The 20251-nt window shown below is 65.2% G+C and carries 22 protein-coding genes; 14 read left to right on the forward strand and 8 right to left on the reverse strand.

What is annotated here, in order from left to right; translation table 11 throughout:
* The first annotated feature begins 56 nt into the window (after positions 1-56).
* Entirely contained in the window at positions 57-194 is a 138-nt protein-coding gene (locus tag K5845_RS07225) for a hypothetical protein (protein ID WP_166436082.1), read from the forward strand.
* On the opposite strand, the gene K5845_RS07230 is transcribed toward K5845_RS07225, so the two are convergent.
* On the reverse strand, positions 177-617 hold the full coding sequence (locus tag K5845_RS07230) for a MerR family transcriptional regulator (RefSeq protein WP_012092599.1): 441 nt from the start codon (positions 615-617) through the stop codon (positions 177-179). The genes K5845_RS07225 and K5845_RS07230 overlap by 18 nt on opposite strands.
* 85 nt (positions 618-702) lie before the next feature.
* Here K5845_RS07230 and K5845_RS07235 point away from each other — a divergent pair, with 85 nt between their 5' ends.
* Genes K5845_RS07235 through merBA form a run of 4 tightly spaced genes read left to right on the forward strand, consistent with a single transcriptional unit; the run spans position 703 to position 3925 of the window.
* On the forward strand, positions 703-1128 hold the full coding sequence (locus K5845_RS07235) for a mercuric transporter MerT family protein (protein WP_012092600.1): 426 nt from the start codon (positions 703-705) through the stop codon (positions 1126-1128).
* 20 nt (positions 1129-1148) lie between these two features.
* Complete coding sequence (locus K5845_RS07240; protein WP_012092601.1) at positions 1149-1442, forward strand: heavy-metal-associated domain-containing protein; 294 nt, start codon at positions 1149-1151, stop codon at positions 1440-1442.
* A complete protein-coding gene (locus tag K5845_RS07245) occupies positions 1443-1691 on the forward strand; it encodes a hypothetical protein (protein WP_012092602.1) in 249 nt (82 codons plus the stop codon).
* On the forward strand, positions 1688-3925 hold the full coding sequence (gene merBA, locus K5845_RS07250; protein ID WP_012092603.1) for a bifunctional organomercurial lyase/mercury(II) reductase MerBA: 2238 nt from the start codon (positions 1688-1690) through the stop codon (positions 3923-3925). Before K5845_RS07245 ends, merBA begins: the two co-directional genes overlap by 4 nt.
* A gap of 12 nt (positions 3926-3937) precedes the next feature.
* Here merBA and K5845_RS07255 read toward each other — a convergent pair whose 3' ends face one another.
* The 5 genes from K5845_RS07255 to K5845_RS07275 all read right to left on the reverse strand — a co-directional run bounded on the left by K5845_RS07255 (position 3938) and on the right by K5845_RS07275 (position 10114).
* The gene (locus K5845_RS07255) at positions 3938-4312 is read right to left on the reverse strand and encodes a hypothetical protein (RefSeq protein ID WP_012092604.1); all 375 of its coding nucleotides are present in this window, start codon (positions 4310-4312) and stop codon (positions 3938-3940) included.
* Positions 4309-6453 carry a hypothetical protein gene (locus K5845_RS07260; RefSeq protein WP_015647726.1) on the reverse strand — a complete coding sequence of 715 codons (2145 nt, stop codon included), beginning with the start codon at positions 6451-6453 and terminating at the stop codon, positions 4309-4311. The genes K5845_RS07255 and K5845_RS07260 overlap by 4 nt, the downstream gene beginning before the upstream one ends.
* Complete coding sequence (locus K5845_RS07265; RefSeq protein WP_012092606.1) at positions 6450-8258, reverse strand: site-specific integrase; 1809 nt, start codon at positions 8256-8258, stop codon at positions 6450-6452. Before K5845_RS07265 ends, K5845_RS07260 begins: the two co-directional genes overlap by 4 nt.
* Positions 8258-9697: a tyrosine-type recombinase/integrase gene (locus tag K5845_RS07270; protein WP_012092607.1), complete on the reverse strand. Its 1440-nt coding sequence runs from the start codon at positions 9695-9697 to the stop codon at positions 8258-8260. Before K5845_RS07270 ends, K5845_RS07265 begins: the two co-directional genes overlap by 1 nt.
* Positions 9698-9820: 123 nt before the next feature.
* Complete coding sequence (locus tag K5845_RS07275) at positions 9821-10114, reverse strand: hypothetical protein (RefSeq protein WP_040128407.1); 294 nt, start codon at positions 10112-10114, stop codon at positions 9821-9823.
* 24 nt (positions 10115-10138) lie between these two features.
* Here K5845_RS07275 and K5845_RS07280 point away from each other — a divergent pair, with 24 nt between their 5' ends.
* The 6 genes from K5845_RS07280 to K5845_RS07305 all read left to right on the forward strand — a co-directional run bounded on the left by K5845_RS07280 (position 10139) and on the right by K5845_RS07305 (position 13235).
* Positions 10139-10627, forward strand: a complete 489-nt coding sequence (locus K5845_RS07280) for a DUF6878 family protein (RefSeq protein ID WP_012092608.1) — start codon at positions 10139-10141, stop codon at positions 10625-10627.
* Positions 10628-10637: 10 nt separating this feature from the next.
* Positions 10638-11018, forward strand: a complete 381-nt coding sequence (locus K5845_RS07285) for a DUF6915 family protein (RefSeq protein WP_012092609.1) — start codon at positions 10638-10640, stop codon at positions 11016-11018.
* Between the two features lie 39 nt (positions 11019-11057).
* Positions 11058-11426, forward strand: coding sequence for a thermonuclease family protein (locus K5845_RS07290; protein ID WP_012092610.1), 369 nt, complete (start codon positions 11058-11060; stop codon positions 11424-11426).
* A gap of 131 nt (positions 11427-11557) precedes the next feature.
* Entirely contained in the window at positions 11558-12115 is a 558-nt protein-coding gene (locus tag K5845_RS07295; protein WP_012092611.1) for a hypothetical protein, read from the forward strand.
* Positions 12116-12181: 66 nt separating this feature from the next.
* On the forward strand, positions 12182-12598 hold the full coding sequence (locus K5845_RS07300) for a hypothetical protein (protein ID WP_012092612.1): 417 nt from the start codon (positions 12182-12184) through the stop codon (positions 12596-12598).
* Positions 12591-13235, forward strand: coding sequence for a DUF8835 domain-containing pootine (locus tag K5845_RS07305; protein ID WP_012092613.1), 645 nt, complete (start codon positions 12591-12593; stop codon positions 13233-13235). The genes K5845_RS07300 and K5845_RS07305 overlap by 8 nt, the downstream gene beginning before the upstream one ends.
* A 17-nt stretch (positions 13236-13252) precedes the next feature.
* Here K5845_RS07305 and K5845_RS07310 read toward each other — a convergent pair whose 3' ends face one another.
* Together K5845_RS07310 and K5845_RS07315 are read right to left on the reverse strand one after the other, a co-directional pair.
* Complete coding sequence (locus K5845_RS07310; RefSeq protein WP_012092614.1) at positions 13253-13636, reverse strand: type II toxin-antitoxin system VapC family toxin; 384 nt, start codon at positions 13634-13636, stop codon at positions 13253-13255.
* Positions 13633-13890, reverse strand: a complete 258-nt coding sequence (locus tag K5845_RS07315; RefSeq protein WP_028034381.1) for a type II toxin-antitoxin system Phd/YefM family antitoxin — start codon at positions 13888-13890, stop codon at positions 13633-13635. The genes K5845_RS07310 and K5845_RS07315 overlap by 4 nt, the downstream gene beginning before the upstream one ends.
* A gap of 161 nt (positions 13891-14051) precedes the next feature.
* Here K5845_RS07315 and K5845_RS07320 point away from each other — a divergent pair, with 161 nt between their 5' ends.
* The 3 genes from K5845_RS07320 to K5845_RS07330 all read left to right on the forward strand — a co-directional run bounded on the left by K5845_RS07320 (position 14052) and on the right by K5845_RS07330 (position 20031).
* Entirely contained in the window at positions 14052-14474 is a 423-nt protein-coding gene (locus K5845_RS07320) for an antirestriction protein (protein ID WP_012092616.1), read from the forward strand.
* A gap of 158 nt (positions 14475-14632) precedes the next feature.
* Positions 14633-18988 (forward strand): strawberry notch-like NTP hydrolase domain-containing protein, encoded by a 4356-nt coding sequence (locus K5845_RS07325; protein WP_012092617.1) that lies wholly within the window; start codon positions 14633-14635, stop codon positions 18986-18988.
* Positions 18988-20031, forward strand: coding sequence for a DUF7146 domain-containing protein (locus K5845_RS07330; protein ID WP_036749060.1), 1044 nt, complete (start codon positions 18988-18990; stop codon positions 20029-20031). The genes K5845_RS07325 and K5845_RS07330 overlap by 1 nt, the downstream gene beginning before the upstream one ends.
* Positions 20032-20251: the final 220 nt, after the last annotated feature.

The following is a 20251-nucleotide window of genomic DNA, read 5'->3' on the forward strand; positions in this document are numbered from 1 at the left end:
GGGCGCCTGTCGCGCGGGGGATGGTCCCCCGCCTCCAAAGACAGGAGCCGGAACCCATGTCCTACGCAGATGCCACCGCTTTCGCCGCCAGCCTCGCCACCACGCTGATGGTCGTGATCGTCGTGTTCCAGGCCGGGGACGGCACCCACGGCGTTTATCTGAACAGTCAAGCTGTCTCACTGGCATTTCGCTGAGCTCGCCGGCTCCCGGAACAGCGTCTCGATCAGCGGACATTCCCGCCGATTGCCTTCTGTGCATTGGGCCACCACGTCCTTCAGCACTCGCTCCATGCGTTTCAGGTCGGCGATCTTTTCACGCACGTCGTCGAGATGCGCGGCGGCAACGGCGCTTGCCTCGGCGCAGGGCTGGTCGCGCTCGTCGACGAGGCGCAGCAGTTCACGGACTTCATCGAGGGAGAAGCCGAGCTCGCGCGCCCGCAAGACGAAGCGAAGCCGTCGCTCGTGGGTGCTGTCGTAGCTGCGATAGCCGCTCGCCGTGCGCGGCGGCTCCGGCAGGAGGCCGACCTTCTCGTAATAGCGGACCGTCTCCAGATTGCACCCTGTGCGCTGTGCGAGTTCGGCGCGCTTGAGGCCTTTCACGCCAGCGTGATCGCGCATCCAAAAATACCCCTTGACCCTGTAGTTGCTACAGACCGCACATTAGCGCCTGGATAGGTTTTCGACAAGAAGAGCGAGGTCGAACATGAATGCATCCCGACACGGACCAGCAGACGTTGCACCGACTGCGGCAAACCTGACGACGCCAGAGCGAAGCGAGGCCGGGCGACAGCGCCTGGTCGCCGTCGGCGGCATACTCGGCGCCATCGCCGCCTCGTCCTGTTGCATCATTCCGCTCGTCCTGTTCAGCCTCGGCATCGGCGGCGCCTGGATCGGCAATCTGACGGCGCTTGCGCCCTACAAGCCACTGTTTGTCGCCGCAACGGCGGGCATGCTCGGCTACGGCTTCTACCTTGTCTACTGGAAGCCGCGACAGGCCTGTGCCGATGGGGCTGCCTGCACGCGCGCCGTCCCCAGCCGCCTCGTTCAGATCGCGCTCTGGTTCGCGACCGTACTCGTCGCCGCTGCTTTCGCCTTCGACTACGTCGCGCCGCTGCTGCTTTCCGCCTGACACCAAGAGGAGACTACCCCATGAGGAAGAGTTTGAGCGCTTTCACTTTGATCGCGTCGGTGATGACTGCGCCTGCCGCCTTCGCCGCCGAACGCACTGTGACGTTTGCCGTCGACAACATGACCTGCGCCTCGTGCCCCTACATCGTGAAGACCACGATGGCGGCAATCCCCGGTGTCGCGAAGGTGACCGTCTCCTTCGAGGCGAAGTCCGCGACCGTGACCTTCGACGACGCTAAGACGAGCACCGATGCCATCGCAGCCGCCAGCATGAATGCTGGTTATCCGGCCCACCCGACGCAGCAAGGCAGCTAGATGACTGATCGCGCCGTAATCCGCGCAGGTGCCGTTGGCGCCGTCCTCGCCGCGATCTGCTGCGCGGCGCCGCTCCTCGCCGTCGGCCTGTCTCTGGCGGGTCTTGGCACGTGGCTGACAGGTGTGGGTGCAGTGGTGCTTCCCCTGATCGTCGCGGGCTTCGGCTTCGGCGCGTGGGGGCCCCATCATCGCCGGGCAAGAGCCACGGCCTATGAGACGAAGATTCGCAAGGAAGGCGTGAAGCCATGAACGATTGCTGTGCAACCTCCTCCCGGGACAACCCGGCCGTTTCTCAGCCCGCGACACTGGCGAGCTTTGCCGTTCGACCGGGCGTAACGTTTCCGGATTGGTCGGCGGTCACGTCGCCTGTGGTCAAGAACGCTCTGCAGGCGATGGTCGGGTCCGACCACGTGCTCAATCGCTGGAGCGGTTACGATCCCGCCACCGACAGGGTGCGTGTTGCGTTGCTCCGACTCTACGCCGACCACGGGGGTGCCCCGACCATAAGCGCGCTTGCGGAGCGTACAAAACTCAGTGAGATGGTCATCCGGCCACTGCTCGACGAGCTCCGCCGGCGCGACCTCGTCGTTCTCGATGGCGAGCTGATCGTCGGCGCCTATCCGTTCAGCGATCATAACACCGGCCATCGGGTCACTCTGGACGGACGCACGCTGAATGCAATGTGCGCGGTCGACGCGCTGGGCATCGGTGCCATGACCGATCGCGACACCGCGATCGCCTCGCCCTGCGGCCATTGCGGCGCACTGATCCGGATCACCACGCAGGACCGAGGGCGGGCACTCGCCGACGTCGAGCCACAGTCGGCCGTCATGTGGCAGAGCGTCCGTTATGAAGGCGGCTGCGCCGCGAGCTCGCTCTGCGCGACGACCGCTTTTTTCTGCTCGGACGAGCATCTTTCCGCCTGGCGCGACGAACGTTCCACCGACGAGCCAGGTTTCCGGCTGTCGATCGAGGAAGGACTGGAAGCCGGCCGTGCTCTGTTCGGGCCGAGCCTCGCTGGTCTCGATGTGGCGTCGAAGAGCCTGGTGGTCGCCAACCGACCCTTGCGCACAAACGGTCGCAATGGAGGCGCTTACGATCTCGTCGTCATCGGCGCCGGCTCGGCCGGCTTCTCGGCCTCGATCACGGCCGCCGATCAGGGCGCACAGGTGGCGCTCATCGGCAGTGGCACCATCGGCGGCACCTGCGTCAATGTCGGCTGCGTGCCGTCGAAGACCCTGATCCGCGCGGCCGAGACGCTTCATAACGCTCGCGTGGCGGCACGTTTTGCCGGCATTACTGCTGAAGCCGAACTGACAGACTGGCGCGGAACCGTTCGTCAGAAGGACACGCTCGTGTCTGGGCTGCGCCAGGCCAAATACGCGGACCTGCTCCCCGCGTACAATGGTATCGCCTATCGCGACGGGCCGGCTCGCCTCCTCGACGGCGGTGTCGAAGTTGACGGCGCGCGTATTGCCGCTGGCAAGATCATTATCGCAACCGGCGCGCGGCCGGCAGTTCCTGCTATTCCTGGCCTCGAGACCGTACCGTATCTCACCAGTACGACGGCGCTCGACCTCGAGGAACTGCCGCGATCGCTGCTGGTGATCGGCGGCGGTTATATCGGCGCGGAGCTCGCCCAGATGTTCGCCCGTGCCGGCGTCAAGGTGACCCTCGTCTGCCGGTCCCGACTGCTCCCCGAGGCCGAGCCCGAGATCGGCGCGGCGCTCACGGGGTATTTCGAGGATGAAGGCATCACCGTTATCTCCGGCATCGCTTACCGCGCGATCCGCAAAACCGAGGGCCGAGCGTCACTGACCGTCACGCGTGACGGTCACGATGTCCAGATCGACGCCGATCAGGTGCTGATCACCACGGGCCGCACGCCCAACATCGAAGGCCTTGGGCTGGCCGAGCACGGGATCACCGTCTCGGCGAAGGGCGGCATCGTGGTCGACGACCGCATGCGCACGACCAAGGCTGGCGTCTATGCCGCCGGCGACGTCACCGGCCGCGACCAGTTCGTCTACATGGCCGCCTATGGCGCCAAGCTCGCCGCCAAGAACGCCCTCAATGGCGACAGCCTGCGCTACGATAACAGCGCCATGCCCGCTATCGTCTTCACCGATCCGCAGGTCGCAAGCGTAGGTCTCACCGAGGCGGCGGCGCGTGCGGCCGGGCATGAGATCCGCGTTTCGACGATCGGTCTCGATCAGGTGCCGCGCGCACTCGCCGCCCGCGACACTCGTGGGCTTATCAAGCTCGTGGCCGATGCTGCTGGCGGTCGTTTGCTCGGCGCCCACATCCTCGCGCCGGAAGGTGCCGACAGCATTCAGACCGCGGCTCTCGCGATCCGCCAGGGTCTCACCGTCGATGACCTCGCGGACACGATCTTTCCTTACCTCACCACGGTCGAGGGGCTGAAGCTCGCAGCACTTTCGTTCGGCAAGGACATCGCCAAACTCTCCTGCTGCGCCGGGTGAGCACAATCGGCGTCAAGGGCGTTTCCTGCCGATGATCGGTATGACGTCGGCGGTGCGGTTATCGCGCCGCCGTTCCATAAGCTGGCACAGCGCGCGGACTTGACGATGCTGGGCGAGCACGGTTTCGACGGCGCGCCGCTCCTGTTCGGCCCGGGCCGTCCCCGCCGGCCGATCCGTCGCGTTGCGCCGGGCTCTCGACTCGGCAACTGCATGGCGGAAGGCTTCCAGCACCTCGGAAGCGCGGTTCGCGGTCGCGCGACTGACACCTGCCTCGATGGCCAGATTCACAACCGTCAGCCTGCCATCAGCCACGCGGGGGCACCCATAAAGGAGGCGCGCCATCGCCTCACGAAGCGCCTGTTCCGTGGCTGCACTGACCGGCTTCATGATGTGCGTTCCTTCAACGGCGCGATGAGCCTGCGTTTTCTGTCGTTGTCCAGGCGCAGCGCTTCGCGTTGCAGCGGGGAGAGACGCTTGTCGGCGAGAAGATCCTCCGCCTGTGCAATGGAGGCTTCCCATGGCGGGAGATGTCGCTCGACGAGGCAGGCGTTGGGACATCGGTCGGGCGCGCATCGCGACAGGACCGGCACCGAGGCTGAAGGTTTCTCAGACTCCCGCAGGCAGAGCGCCGTCAATGGGTCGAAGAAGCAGTCGTTCAGATATCCGACATGCAGCGTGCGCGCCAGATGCGCCAGCATCGCCTTCAGGCGCTTGCGATCGGCCAGTTGCCCCGGAAGCGGGCCGAGTTCGCGGCCGACCCGCTCCAGTTCCACGCCGACGCGTTTACCGGCGGGTCCGCCTGGACCGTGACCGCGTCGATGGTTTTCGAAGTAGTCGATGATGTCGTCGAGTTGTCCGAGCGCCAGTTCCTGTTCGACCTCCTGCCTGAAGCCGGATGCGGACGAGCCGGCATAGCCGTTGAACATGGCCACGGAGGCGTGCTTGTACTGGATTTTGCCGGCGACAACCCCGAAGGGCCGGTTCGCGATGTACCAGGCCAGCGTTCGCCTGAACTGACGGGTGTTGAAGCGCCAGACGTCTTCTCCCACTCGGGGGATCACAGGACTATCGTCCGCGCCATATCGCTCATCGAGATGTTCTCGGAATTGGTTGATCTTCTTGGCGATGAGTATCGGCGTCTCGGCATTGTTCGTCTCGCGGTCGTCAAGGGCAAGCCATAGCCGCTCTGTCCCCGCATTCCGGCGGAATCGTTCCGAAAGACGCTCGGCAACCCGGATCGCCTGGACGGCGGCCTCGATGGTGATCCATTCGACCTGTTCGCCGCGAGCGCCGCGATCCTTCCAGGTCACGCCCTCGATCGCCAGCCTTTCTGTTCGCCCGTCCCGGTCGAGATTCCGTTTCAGGCAGCCGGATCGCAGCGACTGCACCTCACCGTCGCGCATGCCCGTCAGATAGCAACACACGATATAGGCGGCCGTCTGCAGGTGCCGTTCTTCCCGCGCCAGGCTGATGGCATCGAAGCGCTCCCGCCACGGTCGCCCCGTGTCGGGATCCGGGGAGATCGGCGTGTCCATCCCGCCCACCTCGAACCCAAGCTCGTCGACAGCATCATGAACCATCGACAACAGGGCCGGATCTTTGTGGACGGTGGTGAGATGCAGCCCGCATTGCATCGTCAGGAGCTTCAGATTGATGACCTCGCCATCAAACCTGCCGCCCCGCGACAATCTGCCGGTCAGCCCCCCGATCGAAAGAGGTCTTTCCCAGACAGGAATGCCTCTTCCTTCCTCGCGACGCTTGTCGATCCAGGAGGCCAGCATTACCGCGGGCCGCGTGTGGCGGGCGCGCGAGCGTGCTGCGAACCGGCTGTTCAGTGCATCGGCTTCAGCCCGGGCAGTGAAGATGTCGTCGCAGAGGTGCTCGACATATTTCAAGGCCCATCGCAGCATTGCGCCGATGACCGGCTCCGGGATGCGCGCGGTCCGGTTTTCCGAACAGCGCGTTCCCTGGCCGGTTGCCCGATAGACCGGTCGGCCGCGCCACGGGGTGAAGGTGATGCCACCGCACGTCAGATAGGGCGCCAGGCGATGAAGCTGGACGATGGGCCTGAGGCACACACCCACGCGCCCCGGCGTGATCGGCCGCGCCCGGTGATGGGTCGCGTATGCATCGATCAAATCCTGATCGACGTTTGCCAGATCGAGCTTGCCGATCCGCGAGCGCACGAAGTCCAGGAACCGGCGCAGCGTCGCAAGCGCAGTATGGCCGGAGACTGGCCGCAACCGCGGCTCACCGTCGGCGCGCCGTTCATTCATCCAGGCATAGATGTATTCCTTCGCAAGCAACCGCTCTGCCGCGCAGGGGATCACGCCGAAGTCGACCGTTCGAAAGGCCTTTCTGGCCATGTTGAACATCGCCGGCGCCATATCCCAGACATCATCGCCGAACCGCGAGAGCGCCGCTCGGTCGGTACCATCCCTGAGAGGCATCGAAGCCAAAACGATGTCGTCATCGACCCTGAGGCGTGAGACGGCACGCTCATCGTTCAAAGGAGAGGTAGTGGTCATGAGCCGTAAGCCTCCGGCGGAAGATAGAGCAACCGCGCCGAGGATTCTGCCGCCTCAACCCGTGCGCCTCCGACGACGGAGGACGGGAACATCGGCAGAATTTGCTCCGTGATCCTGCGGTATGGCCGATCGAATTTCTCGTTCCAGTCGCCAGAAGGCAACGCCTCCCGCAGCTCGTCCATGAACGCCTGGAACGCGATCAGCGCCGGTAGTTTCCGTGCGGTAATGACCGCGTTGGAGCATTCCAGGCACCCCCAGAACGGCGTCGGACAGGCTTCGCCTTCCCGACCGAAAGGGCTGACGCGGAAGTTGCTGCACGCCGCCAGCCAAAGATCCTGCTCTCCGTCCAGGAGCGGGCCGATCTTTTCCGACGGCACCGGCAGCCCGGTCGCGTCGGCTGAGGTTCGCAGCCGGGCTTCATCCGCGGGCACAACGATCCAAGGTCGCAGAGCCGGCGCCATCGCGTCGGTCAGTGCCTCGACTATCGTCTGCTCATGCAGATGCCGAAGGGCGGGGATGTCGGCATAATGGTTGGCCGCCACCGCTACCGTGTGGCCGACGGCAAAGTTCTCCAACTGCCCTCCGGTCCGCTTATACCAGTCAGCCTTCTGGGTCTTGCGCAGCCTGGAGAGATTGAGCGCCAGCGATTTTCCGGCGTCATCGACGATTCCGTACTTCTCGACAAACGCGGCCACGCAGGTCCCCAGCTTTTTCGGCGACGACAGGCGCCCCGGCTTCCAGGTGATCCAGAGCTTGCTCGATCCAGTGTGCTGCCGAGCCTTTTCCGTCAGCTTGATCGCCAGCCGCAGGACGGCTCCGGGCGTCTCCCGTCCGCCATCGCGGACACGCAAGCGCTTCCACTGGGCATGATGCGCGCGCCGCTTTCGATACTCGATCTCGACATAACCCCGGTTGGGATTGCGCAAGCAGTCAGCCTCAAGCCCACGCAGCGCTTCGATCTCCATGCCGGTCGTCAAGGACAGCCAGACGAGGAAGCCGACGACATCGTACCGGGTCAGATGGAAGCCGGCATGCAGTTCCTCGACCGGAGGCGGCTCGAGCCCGCATCTATGAGCGTGGTAGCGCAGATTGTCGAACAGCGCGCCTTCCCCGGCGACTACTCCCGCCGTCACAATCTGTTCGACCACTAGGTCATAGCGACGGCGCAATTCTGGATCACGGCCTACATCCAGAAGTGGGGGAGGCAGAGCCTCGCCCGTCGCTATCCGGTCGCGAGCCTCGATGATCTGGCGCATCGCTGCCTGCAGCAACGTCGAGGCAATCCTCCCACTGTAGGCATCGCGCGGCTTTGAGACGCCGTGCTCGCCGTGACCGATGTATTTCAGGCGCAACAGTGTTTCGGGCGGAAGCCTTTCAGGATTGAGCTCGGCGGCGACGCGCAGCACCCCGATCAGAGCACCGAGCACATTGCGCTGATTGGGTCGCTCGCCGCCGTTCTGCTCCAGCCAGTCCTCATAGGCATTGATTACCGCCGGAGTTAAGTCGTCGAGACGACGAGGTTTTACCGACGCCCCTTCCAGGAACAGCCAGAACCGCCGCAGACGGCGGATAAAGGTGCCTGCGGTTTTCCAGAGTGGTGCCGGCCCCATCCGGTGGAGATACTCCTGCAGGAATGGCGCAACCTCATGGGTCAGCGCCGTCAGCGGCCAGGAAGACAGATTGACGTCGATCCTCCCGGCATCTTCCGTCCGAAGGACGAAGACGAGCGGATTTTGCGGATTTTCCTCTTGAGTGTCGAACAATTCGATTCCAACTGGGAAGGTGGCACGACGACCGCGTTTCATCACAGGGGTCCACCAGCATTAACGCGCAGTTCCCAGGCCTCGACCGCAGCGTCGATCATTTCCTGGCTTTCTTCCATGCAATCCAGGTAGATGTGAGTGCTTTCGATGCGGCTATGGCCCAGCAAACGCTGCAACTTCAGAAGAGGATCGCCAATCAAGCGGCGGTACGCCGCGCCGATATGGGATCGGCGTTCGTCGAGTACCCATCCGATCTGTTCACGCACGAGCAGCGACAGCATATGAACCGCAAAGGTGTGGCGCATCATGTGCGGAGTGACGTCGAGGTCGATCCCGAACCGCCTGCACCGTACGCTTGCCCTCCGGAAGACCACCTCCCAAGCGGCCGGGGGCATGGGCCGCGCCCCTTCCGCCAGCCAAAGACACAATGGTTCGGATGTTTCCGCCCATACCAAGCGGCTGCGTTCGCGCGGCGCCAGCACGTCGACACTGGCTCGAACTGTGTCCTTTTCCAGAAGGAGCCTTCCCCGATCGTGGCTGACGACACGGATCGGATGTTCGATTGACCTATTGCGCGGTTGCGAAAGGCGCATGAGGACATTGGTCCGTTCCAACGCCGCGTATTCATGCAGACGCTTCAGCACGCGCTCGGGCAAGCGGATCTCGCGCCCCTTGCTACCCTTGGCAATGGCCGGCGCCAGTCGGAAAGATCGGCTCCTCAATGCACCGACCGGCTCCGTCCTCGGGAACTCGATCCAGAGCAGACTTGCCGCTTCCTGGAGCCGCAGGCCCGTCGTGACGAGCAATTCGGCGAACAACGCATTGCGCTCGCTGTTGCGGCCCTGCCAGGTGGGATCCTCGCTCCCGTCTGGAAGACGACCACGCAAGCCGATCTCGCGAAACAGGAGATACCGATCCAGGGAAAGGAACCGGATATCGCGTGTCCGTGCGCCGCGCTCGGTGGCAACATTGGCAGCGACCGCTATGGCCCCGCCGCCGTTCGTCCGTCGCCATGATTGCCGATAGGTGAAAGGCGATTTGGCGATCATTCCCTCTTCAAGAGCCCATCGGTAAAGCTTGTCGAGCGCTGCTACCGACCGGTTCCAGCTCGCGGCCGAGATGCGCGCCGGAGGAAGCGCCAGACGTCGCGCCGCATGGAAGGCTGCGACATCGTGCCGATCAGCCGCCCAGAGGGCTCTGTTGTCTCGGCGCTCGGCAAGAAAGCGCATCCAGATCAGGATATCCCAACCATAGGCGCGCAAGCTGTTGGGCGAACGAACCCCCAACGTGGGGCAAGCTCGAAAGAACCGGTTCAGGTCGTGATCGTAGCTGTCGTCATCGCCAAGAATGAACGGCATGCCGTCCACGAGGTTCAGCTTCTCGGCGGCTGCGACTTCATCCACCGACAGCCTGTGGACGACGCCATCAACCGTAACAGACTGCCGCAGCGTCGAAAGATCCGTGAAGAAGAGCTGGGGCATCCTGTTCTCCTCGGCCGCGATTTTCCCGCCGGGACGGGCTCGAGCCCGTCCCGGCGGGAAAATCGCATCGCCTCACCTCAAGCGAAGGGGAATGTCGTCAACGTTGATCGTGTGCTGCGAACGTCACAGCGGTAAGACAGAACACAGAGTCAGGATAACGGCGCCATGCCCGCCGACGAGTTCGACGGCGACGAAGAGATGGTGAAGCTCGAACTCGATCCCTTCGGCTGAGGCGCGAAAGCGCCTCCGCCCGACGGCCCGGCCCGCGTCAGGCGCAGCCGGGCCTTGTGCCATGCGCAGGCTGCGCATCGCCAGCGGCGGTGCCGAGGCCTCGCCTCGGCTCTGGAAAGGGAGAGTTGGGCCGGGATCGGGGCGAGCCTGGCGGAAGGAGAGGAGAGCGCCGCCGGGCCATATCATCCCGCTCTCCTGGAGGATCATCCAATGACCGATACCGACAAACCAGCCACGCCGGAATTCGACATGGCCGCCAGCGTCGCGCGCTTCTTCGCCGAGCGCGATGAGCGCAACCGTCGCGCTGAAGCGGTCCGTCCCGACAACAAGACGGCGCTGTTCGATGCGCTGGCCGCCGCAGGCATCACTCTCGTGACCGTCACCTTCGACGGTTCTGGCGACAGCGGCCAGATCGAGGACATCACCGCGCAATCGGACGACCGGACCGTGGACCTGCCGCAGGGCGAGATCACCATTGCCACGGTGGCATGGGGAACCGACAAGGTGACCGCAATCTCAATGGGCGTTGAGGCGGCCATCGAACAGCTCGCCTATGACTTCCTCTCGGAAACCCATGGCGGCTGGGAGAACAATGATGGCGCCTATGGCGAGTTCAGCTTCGATGTGGCGGCGCGCACCATCACGCTCGACTACAACGAGCGCTACACCGCCACCGAATTCTACAGTCACGAGTTCTGAGGGGGTGGAAATGGCACATCCCTATCATCATGCGCTCTCGTCGGTGAAGAAATGGGGCGGCACGGTCGAGGATTACTTGCCCATCCATAGCTGGTTCGATGCCAGCAAGGAGATCCTGGCCGATTTTCGTCATCGCGCGCTTCGCCACCATGCCGAGGGCATCTTCATGGCCGAGACCATTTTCGGGGCGACGATCACCCTGTCCACCGGCAGGGTGATCCCGGCCCGATGGGTCGGGGAGCAGCATGTCCGCGAGGATCTGGGCCGTATCCCGTCCTTCGCCGATTGGGCGCGGGCAATCCACCCGGCGCCTTGGATGGGGCGGACGCAGCGGATCGAGGCGGAGGTCGATCCGCATTGCGTCAATGGCCGACTTCAGGAAGAAGTCTGAGCAGTCGCGTCAGCCTCCCCCTTATGAAAGCCTCTTGCCATGCTCAGCCATATCGTCATCTCCGTCCTGCTCTGCACGGCTTCCTGCGAACCGGCGGAAATCCGCGTCTGGGACGGTGACTCGATCCGGCTGGGTATGGGACAGCAGTCCGAAGCTGTTCGGATATTCAACATCGACGCTCCCGAAATGGAGGGCCGCTGCATCCATGAAACCGACCTTGCCCGGCAAGCGAAGATCAGGCTGGCGGAAATCCTGCAAGGTCGGCGGGTCGAAATCCTGCGTCAGGGGACCGACCGCTATGGCCGGACCCTGGCGGCGATACGCGTCGAAGGCCGCGATGTCGGCGATATTCTCGTCGATGAAGGGCTGGCGAGAACCTGGGCCGGGCGGCGTGAGCCCTGGTGCTGATCGCCGGATCGTCCCGCCGAGGTGCGGGACGATCCACCGTCGGGACGGGAGAGTAAGAGTGCGGGCCGGTTGGCCGTGACGGATTGTGAGGCGGGAGAGGGGCTTCCGCCGTCCGTCGCGGAGCATTCCCCATGAGCCTTTCCCACCACACCACTTTCGCCTCGATCGGCGAAATTGTCGCGCGACAGATCCTGCCCCGGCTGCGTCATGCCCAGAAGCTGCCGCTGCGCATCTCCTGCATCGGTATCGCCAGCGATGACGAAAGCGATGACGTCGGCGGCTTCGAGCGCACGCTCGTCATCGGCCAGTGCCAATCCCCCGAAGAGGCGTTGATCATCGCCAGCCAGCGCGTTGCGCGCGGTGATTTCCGCGTTGGACAGGGCGATGCGCTGCGCTTTCGCCCCCGCGTCATGGTCATTCAGGACAACGAACTGGGCCTTGTCCTTGCCGGTGAGGTCCGGGCCGGGATCGTGCTCTGGCAGCATCCGGTCGCCTCCGACGCCGAGGCTCGCCGCACCGTCACGGAGGCCAGCCGTCTGCGGGGCATGGCCTTCACGGCATCCGGGCGCGGCGATGCGGTATCGGCTCGTGATCTCCGCCACCGCGCCAGCCTGCTCGAGGCGCGGCTGGTCGATCCCTTCTGGCGCGAGACGACTGCCGATCTGCTGCGGCTGCCACAAGCTGCCTGACCTGTCGCCCCTTTCCATCCACTAGGCCCGGCCCCGCGCCGGGCCTTCTCGTTTCAGGAGCCTGACATGGCCGACTACTTCACCCATTTCTCCTGCCTGCTCGACGTGGGCAGCCCCGAGAACGCCGCCCGCGCGCTTGATCTCTACAACGCGCTGGCGCGCGAAAACGCCGCCGAAGATCCGCCCTCGGACGGCTTCATGCTTTCGATCCAGCCCGAACATGGCGGCACCCAGCTCTGGATGCGCGATGACGGCACCGGCGATCCCGAGCATGTCATCCAGTTCGTCAAACGCTGTGCCGCCGCGTTCGGCCTGACCGGGCTATGGGGGATGCAATACGCCAATACCTGCTCACGTCCGAGAATCGACGGGTTCGGGGGCGGCGCGCATGTCCTCGACCTCGCCACCGGCGAGACGGTGGACTGGATCTACACCGACGGTTGGCTTTCCACCGTTCTGGACGGGGGCGACCCCAATGCCTGACGTCATCGAAACCACGGTCTATCGGCTCGACGAGCTTTCCGAAGCCGCGAAAGACAATGCCCGCGCCTGGTATCGCGAGGGCGGCTTCGACTACGATTGGTACGATGCCGTCTATGAGGATTTCCGGCGGATCGCGGACATCCTCGGCATCCGCATCAAGAGCCGCACCGTCCGCCTCATGGGCGGCGGCGTGCGACAAGAGCCTTGCATCTGGTTTACGGGCTTCTGGTCGCAGGGCGATGGCGCCGCGTTCGAAGGCCACTATTCCTATCGCAAAGGCACGGCGGCGGAAATCCGTACCTATGCGCCGAAGGATGTGGAGCTGCACCGCATCGCGGATGCCCTGCACCAGGCGCAACGCCGCAACTTCTACCAGTTGACCGCCGAGGCGACCCATCGGGGGCGATACTATCACGAATACTGCATGGCGATCTCGGTCACCCGCGACAGCCCGACCTGGCAGGACATGACCGCCGATGCCGAGGAGACCGTCATGGAGGCATTGCGCGATCTCGCCCGTTGGCTTTATCGCCAGCTTGAGCGCGAATACGACTACCTGACTTCGGATGAGGCGGTCGATGAGGCCATCGTTGCCAACGAATACAGCTTCACAGTTGATGGAAAGCGCTTCGGCTGAAACCCTTCTGCGCTGCCTCACAGAACCGACAGCAGGTCCGTCCGTGAGAAGTCGTCGCCGACGAAGAGCAACGGGCAGCCGCGTTCGCTGGCGACCTCATAGGCGAAGCAATCCCCGTAGTTGAGTCCGGCGGGATGAACGCCCTTGCCCCAGCGGGCATAGGCTTCGGCGATCCTGCGTGCCGAGGCTTCAGTGACGGAGACCACCTCGAACCCAAGGCCCTCGACCAGGGCGGCGATCTCTTCACCGACATTGCGCCGCCCGGCGACGATCAGCGCCTCGGCCACTGTTCCGGCCGAGATCAGCAGGCCGTCTGCCGCCTCGATCGCCACCATGCAGGTCTCGGCCTGCGGCTCGTCCAGCACGATGGCCATCAGCGCCGAGGTATCGACGGCGATCATGCCGGCATCCCGTCATCCCCGTAGAGGAAATCCTGGCTGCGCGCGGCAGCCGCGCCGGGCAATGCCTTGCCCCGCGCCGTGGCCCGGACCCGCTCCATCAGCGCGCGCCGGCCTTTCGGGGTCGCCACCACGGCAACCGGCACGAGGCGGGCGACCTCGTGGCCCCGCCGCGTCAGGATCACCTCGTCGCCGGCTTCGGCCCGCTTCACCAGTTCGGTGAGCTGCCCCTTCGCCTCGGTGACAGAAACCCTCATCGCATATCACTCCAGATGTTCTCCGCTATTCTGCACAAGATGGTCCAGATAATGGTCCACTTCAAGCCCCCAGAGCGAAAGGAGGGCCGGGAACAGGTGCCCCCGGACGGGTTGAGAGAGGGTCGTCCGGCAGGTGCCCCTTTCCCTCTCGGAGACCGATCATGGCTTTGCCCGAACTTGCTTCCCAATCCGCAATCCGCGTCCCCGACGAGCGCCGCATGGACTTCCTGCCGCGCCTTTTTGGCCGGCGCCTGCTCATCATCGGCGAGCATACCGTCTTTCGCTTCATGGAGATACTCAGCCCCGGCGATTACGGCGGCGGGCTCTGGGATTTCTACGAACGCGCCGGCCAGCCGCTCTATCTCGCGCCGACCTCAAAGCCCCGTTGCCGCCTGTTCTGCGAAGGCAACGGCTTCGAGGGCGAGGTCTCAAGCGATGCCGCCGGGATCATCGCCACGCTCTTCGCCTTCTCGCATCTTTCCTTCCGCTACGATGACGACGAACTCGCCGAGGGCTATGGTCGCCTCTACGAGCATGCCGCCGATCACGCGGAGGCGGCGGCGATTTTCCAGGCCATCGACTGAAACCCACAAGCGCCCAGCCTGACGGTCGGGCGCTTGTTTCATGCCTGCTTTCGCCACGGCTTCAGAGCGAGAGATGGGCCGGAAGGGGTTTGAGCCGGTGCGGTCGAGAGAGAGCGCTGCCCGGCTTGATCCTGACTTGCTCTCCCGAGGAATCCCCGATGAACATGATTTCCGCATCCGCGGCGGCATCCGCCACCGCGCCGCTTCCGTTCGACCATGACGCTGAGACCGCGGCCTGCGTTTTCACCGCTGCCGGTCTGCTGCTGCCGCATCTGGAACGCGGTCAGCGTGTCGACGCCGCCACGCTGCGCGGCGCCATGGAGGCCGCCTTCGGCACGTCCGATGCCGCCGGCGCTTGGGACTGGAAGACCGCCTATGATGCCTGCGAGGCGGCGACCGTCCTCTTCCTGCGCAAATACGGCAATGCACTTTTCCGCAAAGCCGGGTCTCCGTCGGCAATCCTGCCGCAGCTTACGAAAATTGCCGGGCTCCTGCCGACCCACACCCGGCGTTCCGAGGAAGCGCAGACCTTCCAGCAGTTCTCCACCCCGATCCCTCTCGGCTTCGCTGCGGTGACGGCGGCGGCGATCACGCACGCCGACCGCGTGCTGGAGCCCTCGGCCGGCACCGGGCTCCTCGCCATCCTGGCCGAGATCGCCGGCGGTGCGCTGCTCGTCAACGAACTGGCCGAGGTCCGCGCCGGCCTGCTTTCCTCCCTCTTTCCGGCCCTGTCCATCACCCGCTTCGACGCCGCCCAGATCGACGATCATCTCGATCCCGGCCTGATCCCGACAGTGGTGCTGATGAACCCGCCGTTCTCGGTCATGGCCCATGTCGAGGGCCGCGTGGCTGATGCCGCCTTCCGCCATGTCGCCTCGACGCTGGCGCGCCTTGCGCCCGGCGGGCGGCTCGTCACCATCACCGGCGCGAGCTTCGCCCCCGACAATCCGGCCTGGACGGCTAACTGGAAACGGCTGCAGGAGCGCGGCCGCGTGGTCTTCTCGGCCGTCATCGATGGATCGGTCTATGCCAAGCACGGCACCACCATCGACACGCGGCTGACCGTCATCGACAAGCTGCCCGCCGAAGACCCGGCGGTGTTCCCGGCAGCGCCCGGTGTGGCGTCGGATGTTGCCACCCTGATGGGCTGGCTGGCGGAGCAACTTCCGGCCAGGCTTCCCGTCGATCCCGGCCTGGCCGTGCCGGTGGCACGACCGACCGCGCCGCGCACCGTGCGCGGCTATGTCAACCGCGCCGCGCGATCCGCGCCCGACGCGCCCCTTGCGGAACCGGAGGCCGTGCCGGTCGCCTACGAGATCGTGGATTGGGAACCGGCCGAGGGCGGCCGCCTCTCCGACGCGATCTACGAGGAATACGGTCTTCAGACCATCCGCATCGCCGGGGCGCAGGCGCATCCGACCCAGCTCGTGCAGTCGGCCTCGATGGCGAGCATCGCGCCGCCGAAGCCGAGCTATCGTCCGGTGCTGCCCAAAGACATTCTCGGCAGGCTGTCCGAGGCGCAGTTGGAGACGGTGATCTATGCCGGCGAGGCCCATATGGGATTCCTCGCCGGGGCTTGGACGGTGGACGACACGCTCGACAATCTTGCTGCCACGCCGGAGGACGCCAAGGGCGCCGTCCGCTTCCGCCAAGGGTTCATGGTCGGCGATGGCACCGGCGTCGGCAAGGGCCGGGAATCCGCAGCGATCATCCTCGACAACTGGATGCAGGGGCGGCGCAAGGCGGTCTGGATCTCGAAGTCCGACAAGCTGCTGGAGGATGCGCAGCGCGACTGGTCGGCGCTTGGCATGGAGCGGCTGCTGGTCACGCCGCTGTCGCGATTCCCGCAAGGCGCAAAGATCACCCTGAACGAAGGCATCCTATTTCTAACCTATGCCACGCTGCGCTCCGACGACCGCGGAGAAAGGATTTCCAGGGTCAGGCAGATCGTCGAATGGTTGGGTTCCGACTTCGATGGAGTGGTGATTTTCGACGAGGCGCACGCAATGGCCAATGCCGCAGGAGGCAAGGGAGAACGCGGCGATGTCGCCGCCAGCCAGCAGGGCCGTGCCGGGCTGCGCCTCCAGCACGCCCTGCCGCAGGCCCGCGTGGTCTATGTCTCGGCCACCGGCGCCACCACCGTCCACAATCTCGCCTATGCGCAGCGGCTCGGTCTCTGGGGCGGCGAGGATTTCCCATTCTCGACCAGGGCGGAGTTCGTCGAGGCGATCGAGGCCGGCGGCGTCGCGGCGATGGAGGTGCTGGCGCGCGACCTGCGGGCGCTTGGCCTCTACACCGCCCGCTCGCTGTCCTTCAAAGGCGTGGAATACGAGTTGCTCGACCACGAACTGACCCCTGAACAGGTCCGCATCTACGACAGCTATGCCGATGCCTTCGCCATCATCCATAACAATCTCGATGCGGCGATGCAGGCCGCCAACATCACCGGCGGCGAGGGCGGGTCCGGCACGCTGAACCGGCAGGCCAAGTCCGCCGCCCGCTCGGCCTTTGAGAGCGCCAAGCAGAGGTTCTTCGGGCACCTGTTGACGTCGATGAAAACCCCGACGCTGATCCGGTCCATCACGGCCGATCTGGAAGCGGGACATTCTTCCGTCATCCAGATCGTCTCGACCGGCGAGGCGCTGATGGAACGGCGGCTGGCAGAGATCCCCACCGAGGAATGGGGCGATCTGAAAATGGACCTGTCGCCGCGCGAGTATGTCCTAGACTACCTCGCTCATTCCTTCCCGGTGCAGCTTTATGAGCCGTTCACGGATTCGGAGGGCAACCTGTCGTCGCGCCCGGTCTATCGTGATGGCCAGCCGGTCGAGAGCCGCGAGGCCGCGGCCCGGCGCGACGAGATGATCGCCAACCTCGCCAGCTTGCCGCCGGTTCCCGGCGCGCTCGACCAGATCATCCAGCATTTCGGCACCGACACGGTGGCGGAGGTCACGGGCCGCTCGCGTCGTATCGTCCGCAAGCGCGGCGGCGGCGTTACCATCGACCGGCTCGTCGTGGAAAGTCGCGCCGGTTCGGCCAACCTGGCCGAGACGCAAGCCTTCATGGACGATCAGAAGCGGGTGCTGGTGTTCTCCGATGCCGGCGGCACCGGGCGCAGCTATCACGCCGAACTGTCAGCGAAGAACACCCGGCTGCGCGTCCATTACCTGCTCGAAGCCGGCTGGAAGGCGGACGCCGCCATCCAGGGCCTTGGCCGGACGCATCGCACCAATCAGGCGCAGCCGCCGCTGTTCCGGCCGATCTCGACCAATGTGAAAGCCGAGAAGCGCTTCCTCAGCACGATTGCCCGCCGCCTCGACACTTTGGGCGCGATCACGCGCGGCCAGCGCCAGACCGGCGGCCAGGGCCTGTTCCGGCCCGAGGACAATCTGGAAAGTCCCTACGCCCGCGACGCGCTGCGCCAGCTCTATCTCCTGCTGGTGCGCGGCAAGGTCGAGGGATGTTCGCTCGAACGCTTCGAATCCGCCACCGGGTTGAAACTGATGGACGCGAACGGCATCAAGGACGAGCTGCCCGCCATCACGACTTTCTTGAACCGGCTGCTGGCGCTGACCGTCGAGCTTCAGGGCGTTCTCTTCAGCGCTTTCGAGCAGCTTCTGACCGCGCGGATCGAGGGCGCCATCGCGTCCGGCATCTATGACGCTGGGCTGGAGACGCTGCGCGCCGAGAGCTTCACCGTCACCGACCGTCAGGTGATCTACACCCATCCCCGCACCGGGGCCGAGACCAGCCTGCTGACGATCACCGAACGCAAGCGCAACCGGCCCGTCATGCTCGATGCCGCCCTAGCGGAACTCGACGATCCGCGCGCGAAGCTCCTGATCAACGGGCGCTCAGGCCGCGCGGCGGTGCAAATCCCCACCACCAGCGTCATGCTGGACGATGGCGAGATCGAGCGCCGCGTCAGGCTGATCCGGCCGATGGAAGCACACAATATCCCCATCAGGATGATGGGCGAGACCCATTGGGTCGAGGCCGACCGGGACGCATTCGCTGCGGCCTGGAATGCGGAACTTGCGGAGGTGCCGGAGTTCGCAGACAGCACCCTGCATATGGTGACGGGCTTGCTGCTGCCGATCTGGAAACGGCTGCCGAACGAGTCCACCCGCGTCTATCGCCTCCAGTCTGACGCGGGCGAGCGCATCATCGGCCGCAAGGTCTCCCCGGCCTGGGCCGCGAACGCGACCACGACCGGCATCGCGAAGGTCACGCCGAAGGATGCTTTCGCGGCGCTGATGGAAGGCCGGACGATCCTCGATCTCTCCGAGGGCCTCCAGCTTCGCCGGGTCCGCGTCATGGGGGTGAACCGCATCGAGCTTTCCGGCTTCACCGACACCATGCGCCAGCGTCTCACGGCATACGGCCTCTTCCACGAGATCATCTCCTGGAAGCTGCGCATGTTCGTGCCAGTCGATGCCAGCGGACCCGCCGTGCTGGCCAAGCTCTTCGACCGCTGGCCGGTCGAGCGCATCGGTGAACGGGAGGCAGCCTGATGCCGCGTCACGACGCCTTCGAACTGGCGACCCGTCTCGGCCGAGAGGCCGAGGCGGTCTGCCGCCACTATCTCTCGTCCGGCCACCGCGCCGGGCGATATTGGCTGGTCGGCGATGTGCAGAATACTCCTGGCCGCTCGATGTTCGTGCGCCTGACCGGCCCGGGTTCCGGCAAGGGCGCGGCGGGGAAATGGACCGACATGGCCACCGGGGAGCATGGCGATCTGCTCGACGTCATCCGCGAGGCGCTTGGCCTTGTCGACTTCAAGGACGTGGCCGAGGAAGCGCGCCGTTTCCTTGCCCTCCCGCATCCTGAACCGGAGAAGACGAGGACGCCGACCGGCAGCACATCCAGCAGCGTGCCCGGTTCGCCTGAAGCGTCGCGCCGCCTCTTCGCCATGGCGCAGCCGATCCACGGCACCCTTGCGGCGATCTACCTCAACGGGCGGGCGATCACCTCCCTCTCGGACACCACCGCGCTGCGCTACCATCCGAGGTGCTACTATAGACCCGACGAGTCTTCACCCACCGAGATCCGGCCGGCACTCGTTGCCGCCGTCACCGATCTTGCGGGCCAGCAGACCGGCGCGCATCGCACCTGGCTCGCCCCGGACGGTTCCGGCAAGGCGGCTGTCGAAACACCGCGGCGGGCGATGGGCGTCCTTCTCGGGCACGCTGTCCGCTTCGGAACCGCCGCTGAGGTTCTCGCCGCCGGCGAGGGCATCGAGACCGTGCTGTCGCCCCGTCAGGTTCTGCCCCGCATGCCGATGCTGGCGGCGCTTTCGGCCGCTCACCTCGCTGCCATCCTGTTCCCGCCGTCGCTGCGCCGGCTCTATGTCGTCAGGGATCGCGACCCGGCCGGGGACGGTGCAAGAGACGGCCTGGCCGCCAGAGCAGAGAGCCTCGGGATCGAGGCGATGTCGCTCACGCCGCTCAACGGCGATTTCAACGATGATCTGCGACGCCACGGCGCCGATGCCCTCCGGGCGCGTCTGAAGGATCAGCTTCATCCTGAAGACGTCCGCCGGTTCATGGAGAGGTGAGGTCGTGATCGGTCCCGGAGGCGCGGCCCAGCGTCATCCTCTGCCGGTTTCAGTCTTTCGCCATCGGCAGGTGCATCCATCGTCGGAGAGTCCCGCGCCCACGGCCTTCGGAGAGGGCGATCGGCGCACAAACGGGCCGGGCAGGCAATGGCCGGGTTTGGACTATTTTCCGCCGGCGGGGACGAACCCCGCCTTTGCATCGCGAAAGTCAAAATAGCCC

Source organism: Filomicrobium sp. (assembly GCF_025698805.1).
Lineage (GTDB): Bacteria > Pseudomonadota > Alphaproteobacteria > Rhizobiales > Hyphomicrobiaceae > Filomicrobium > Filomicrobium insigne.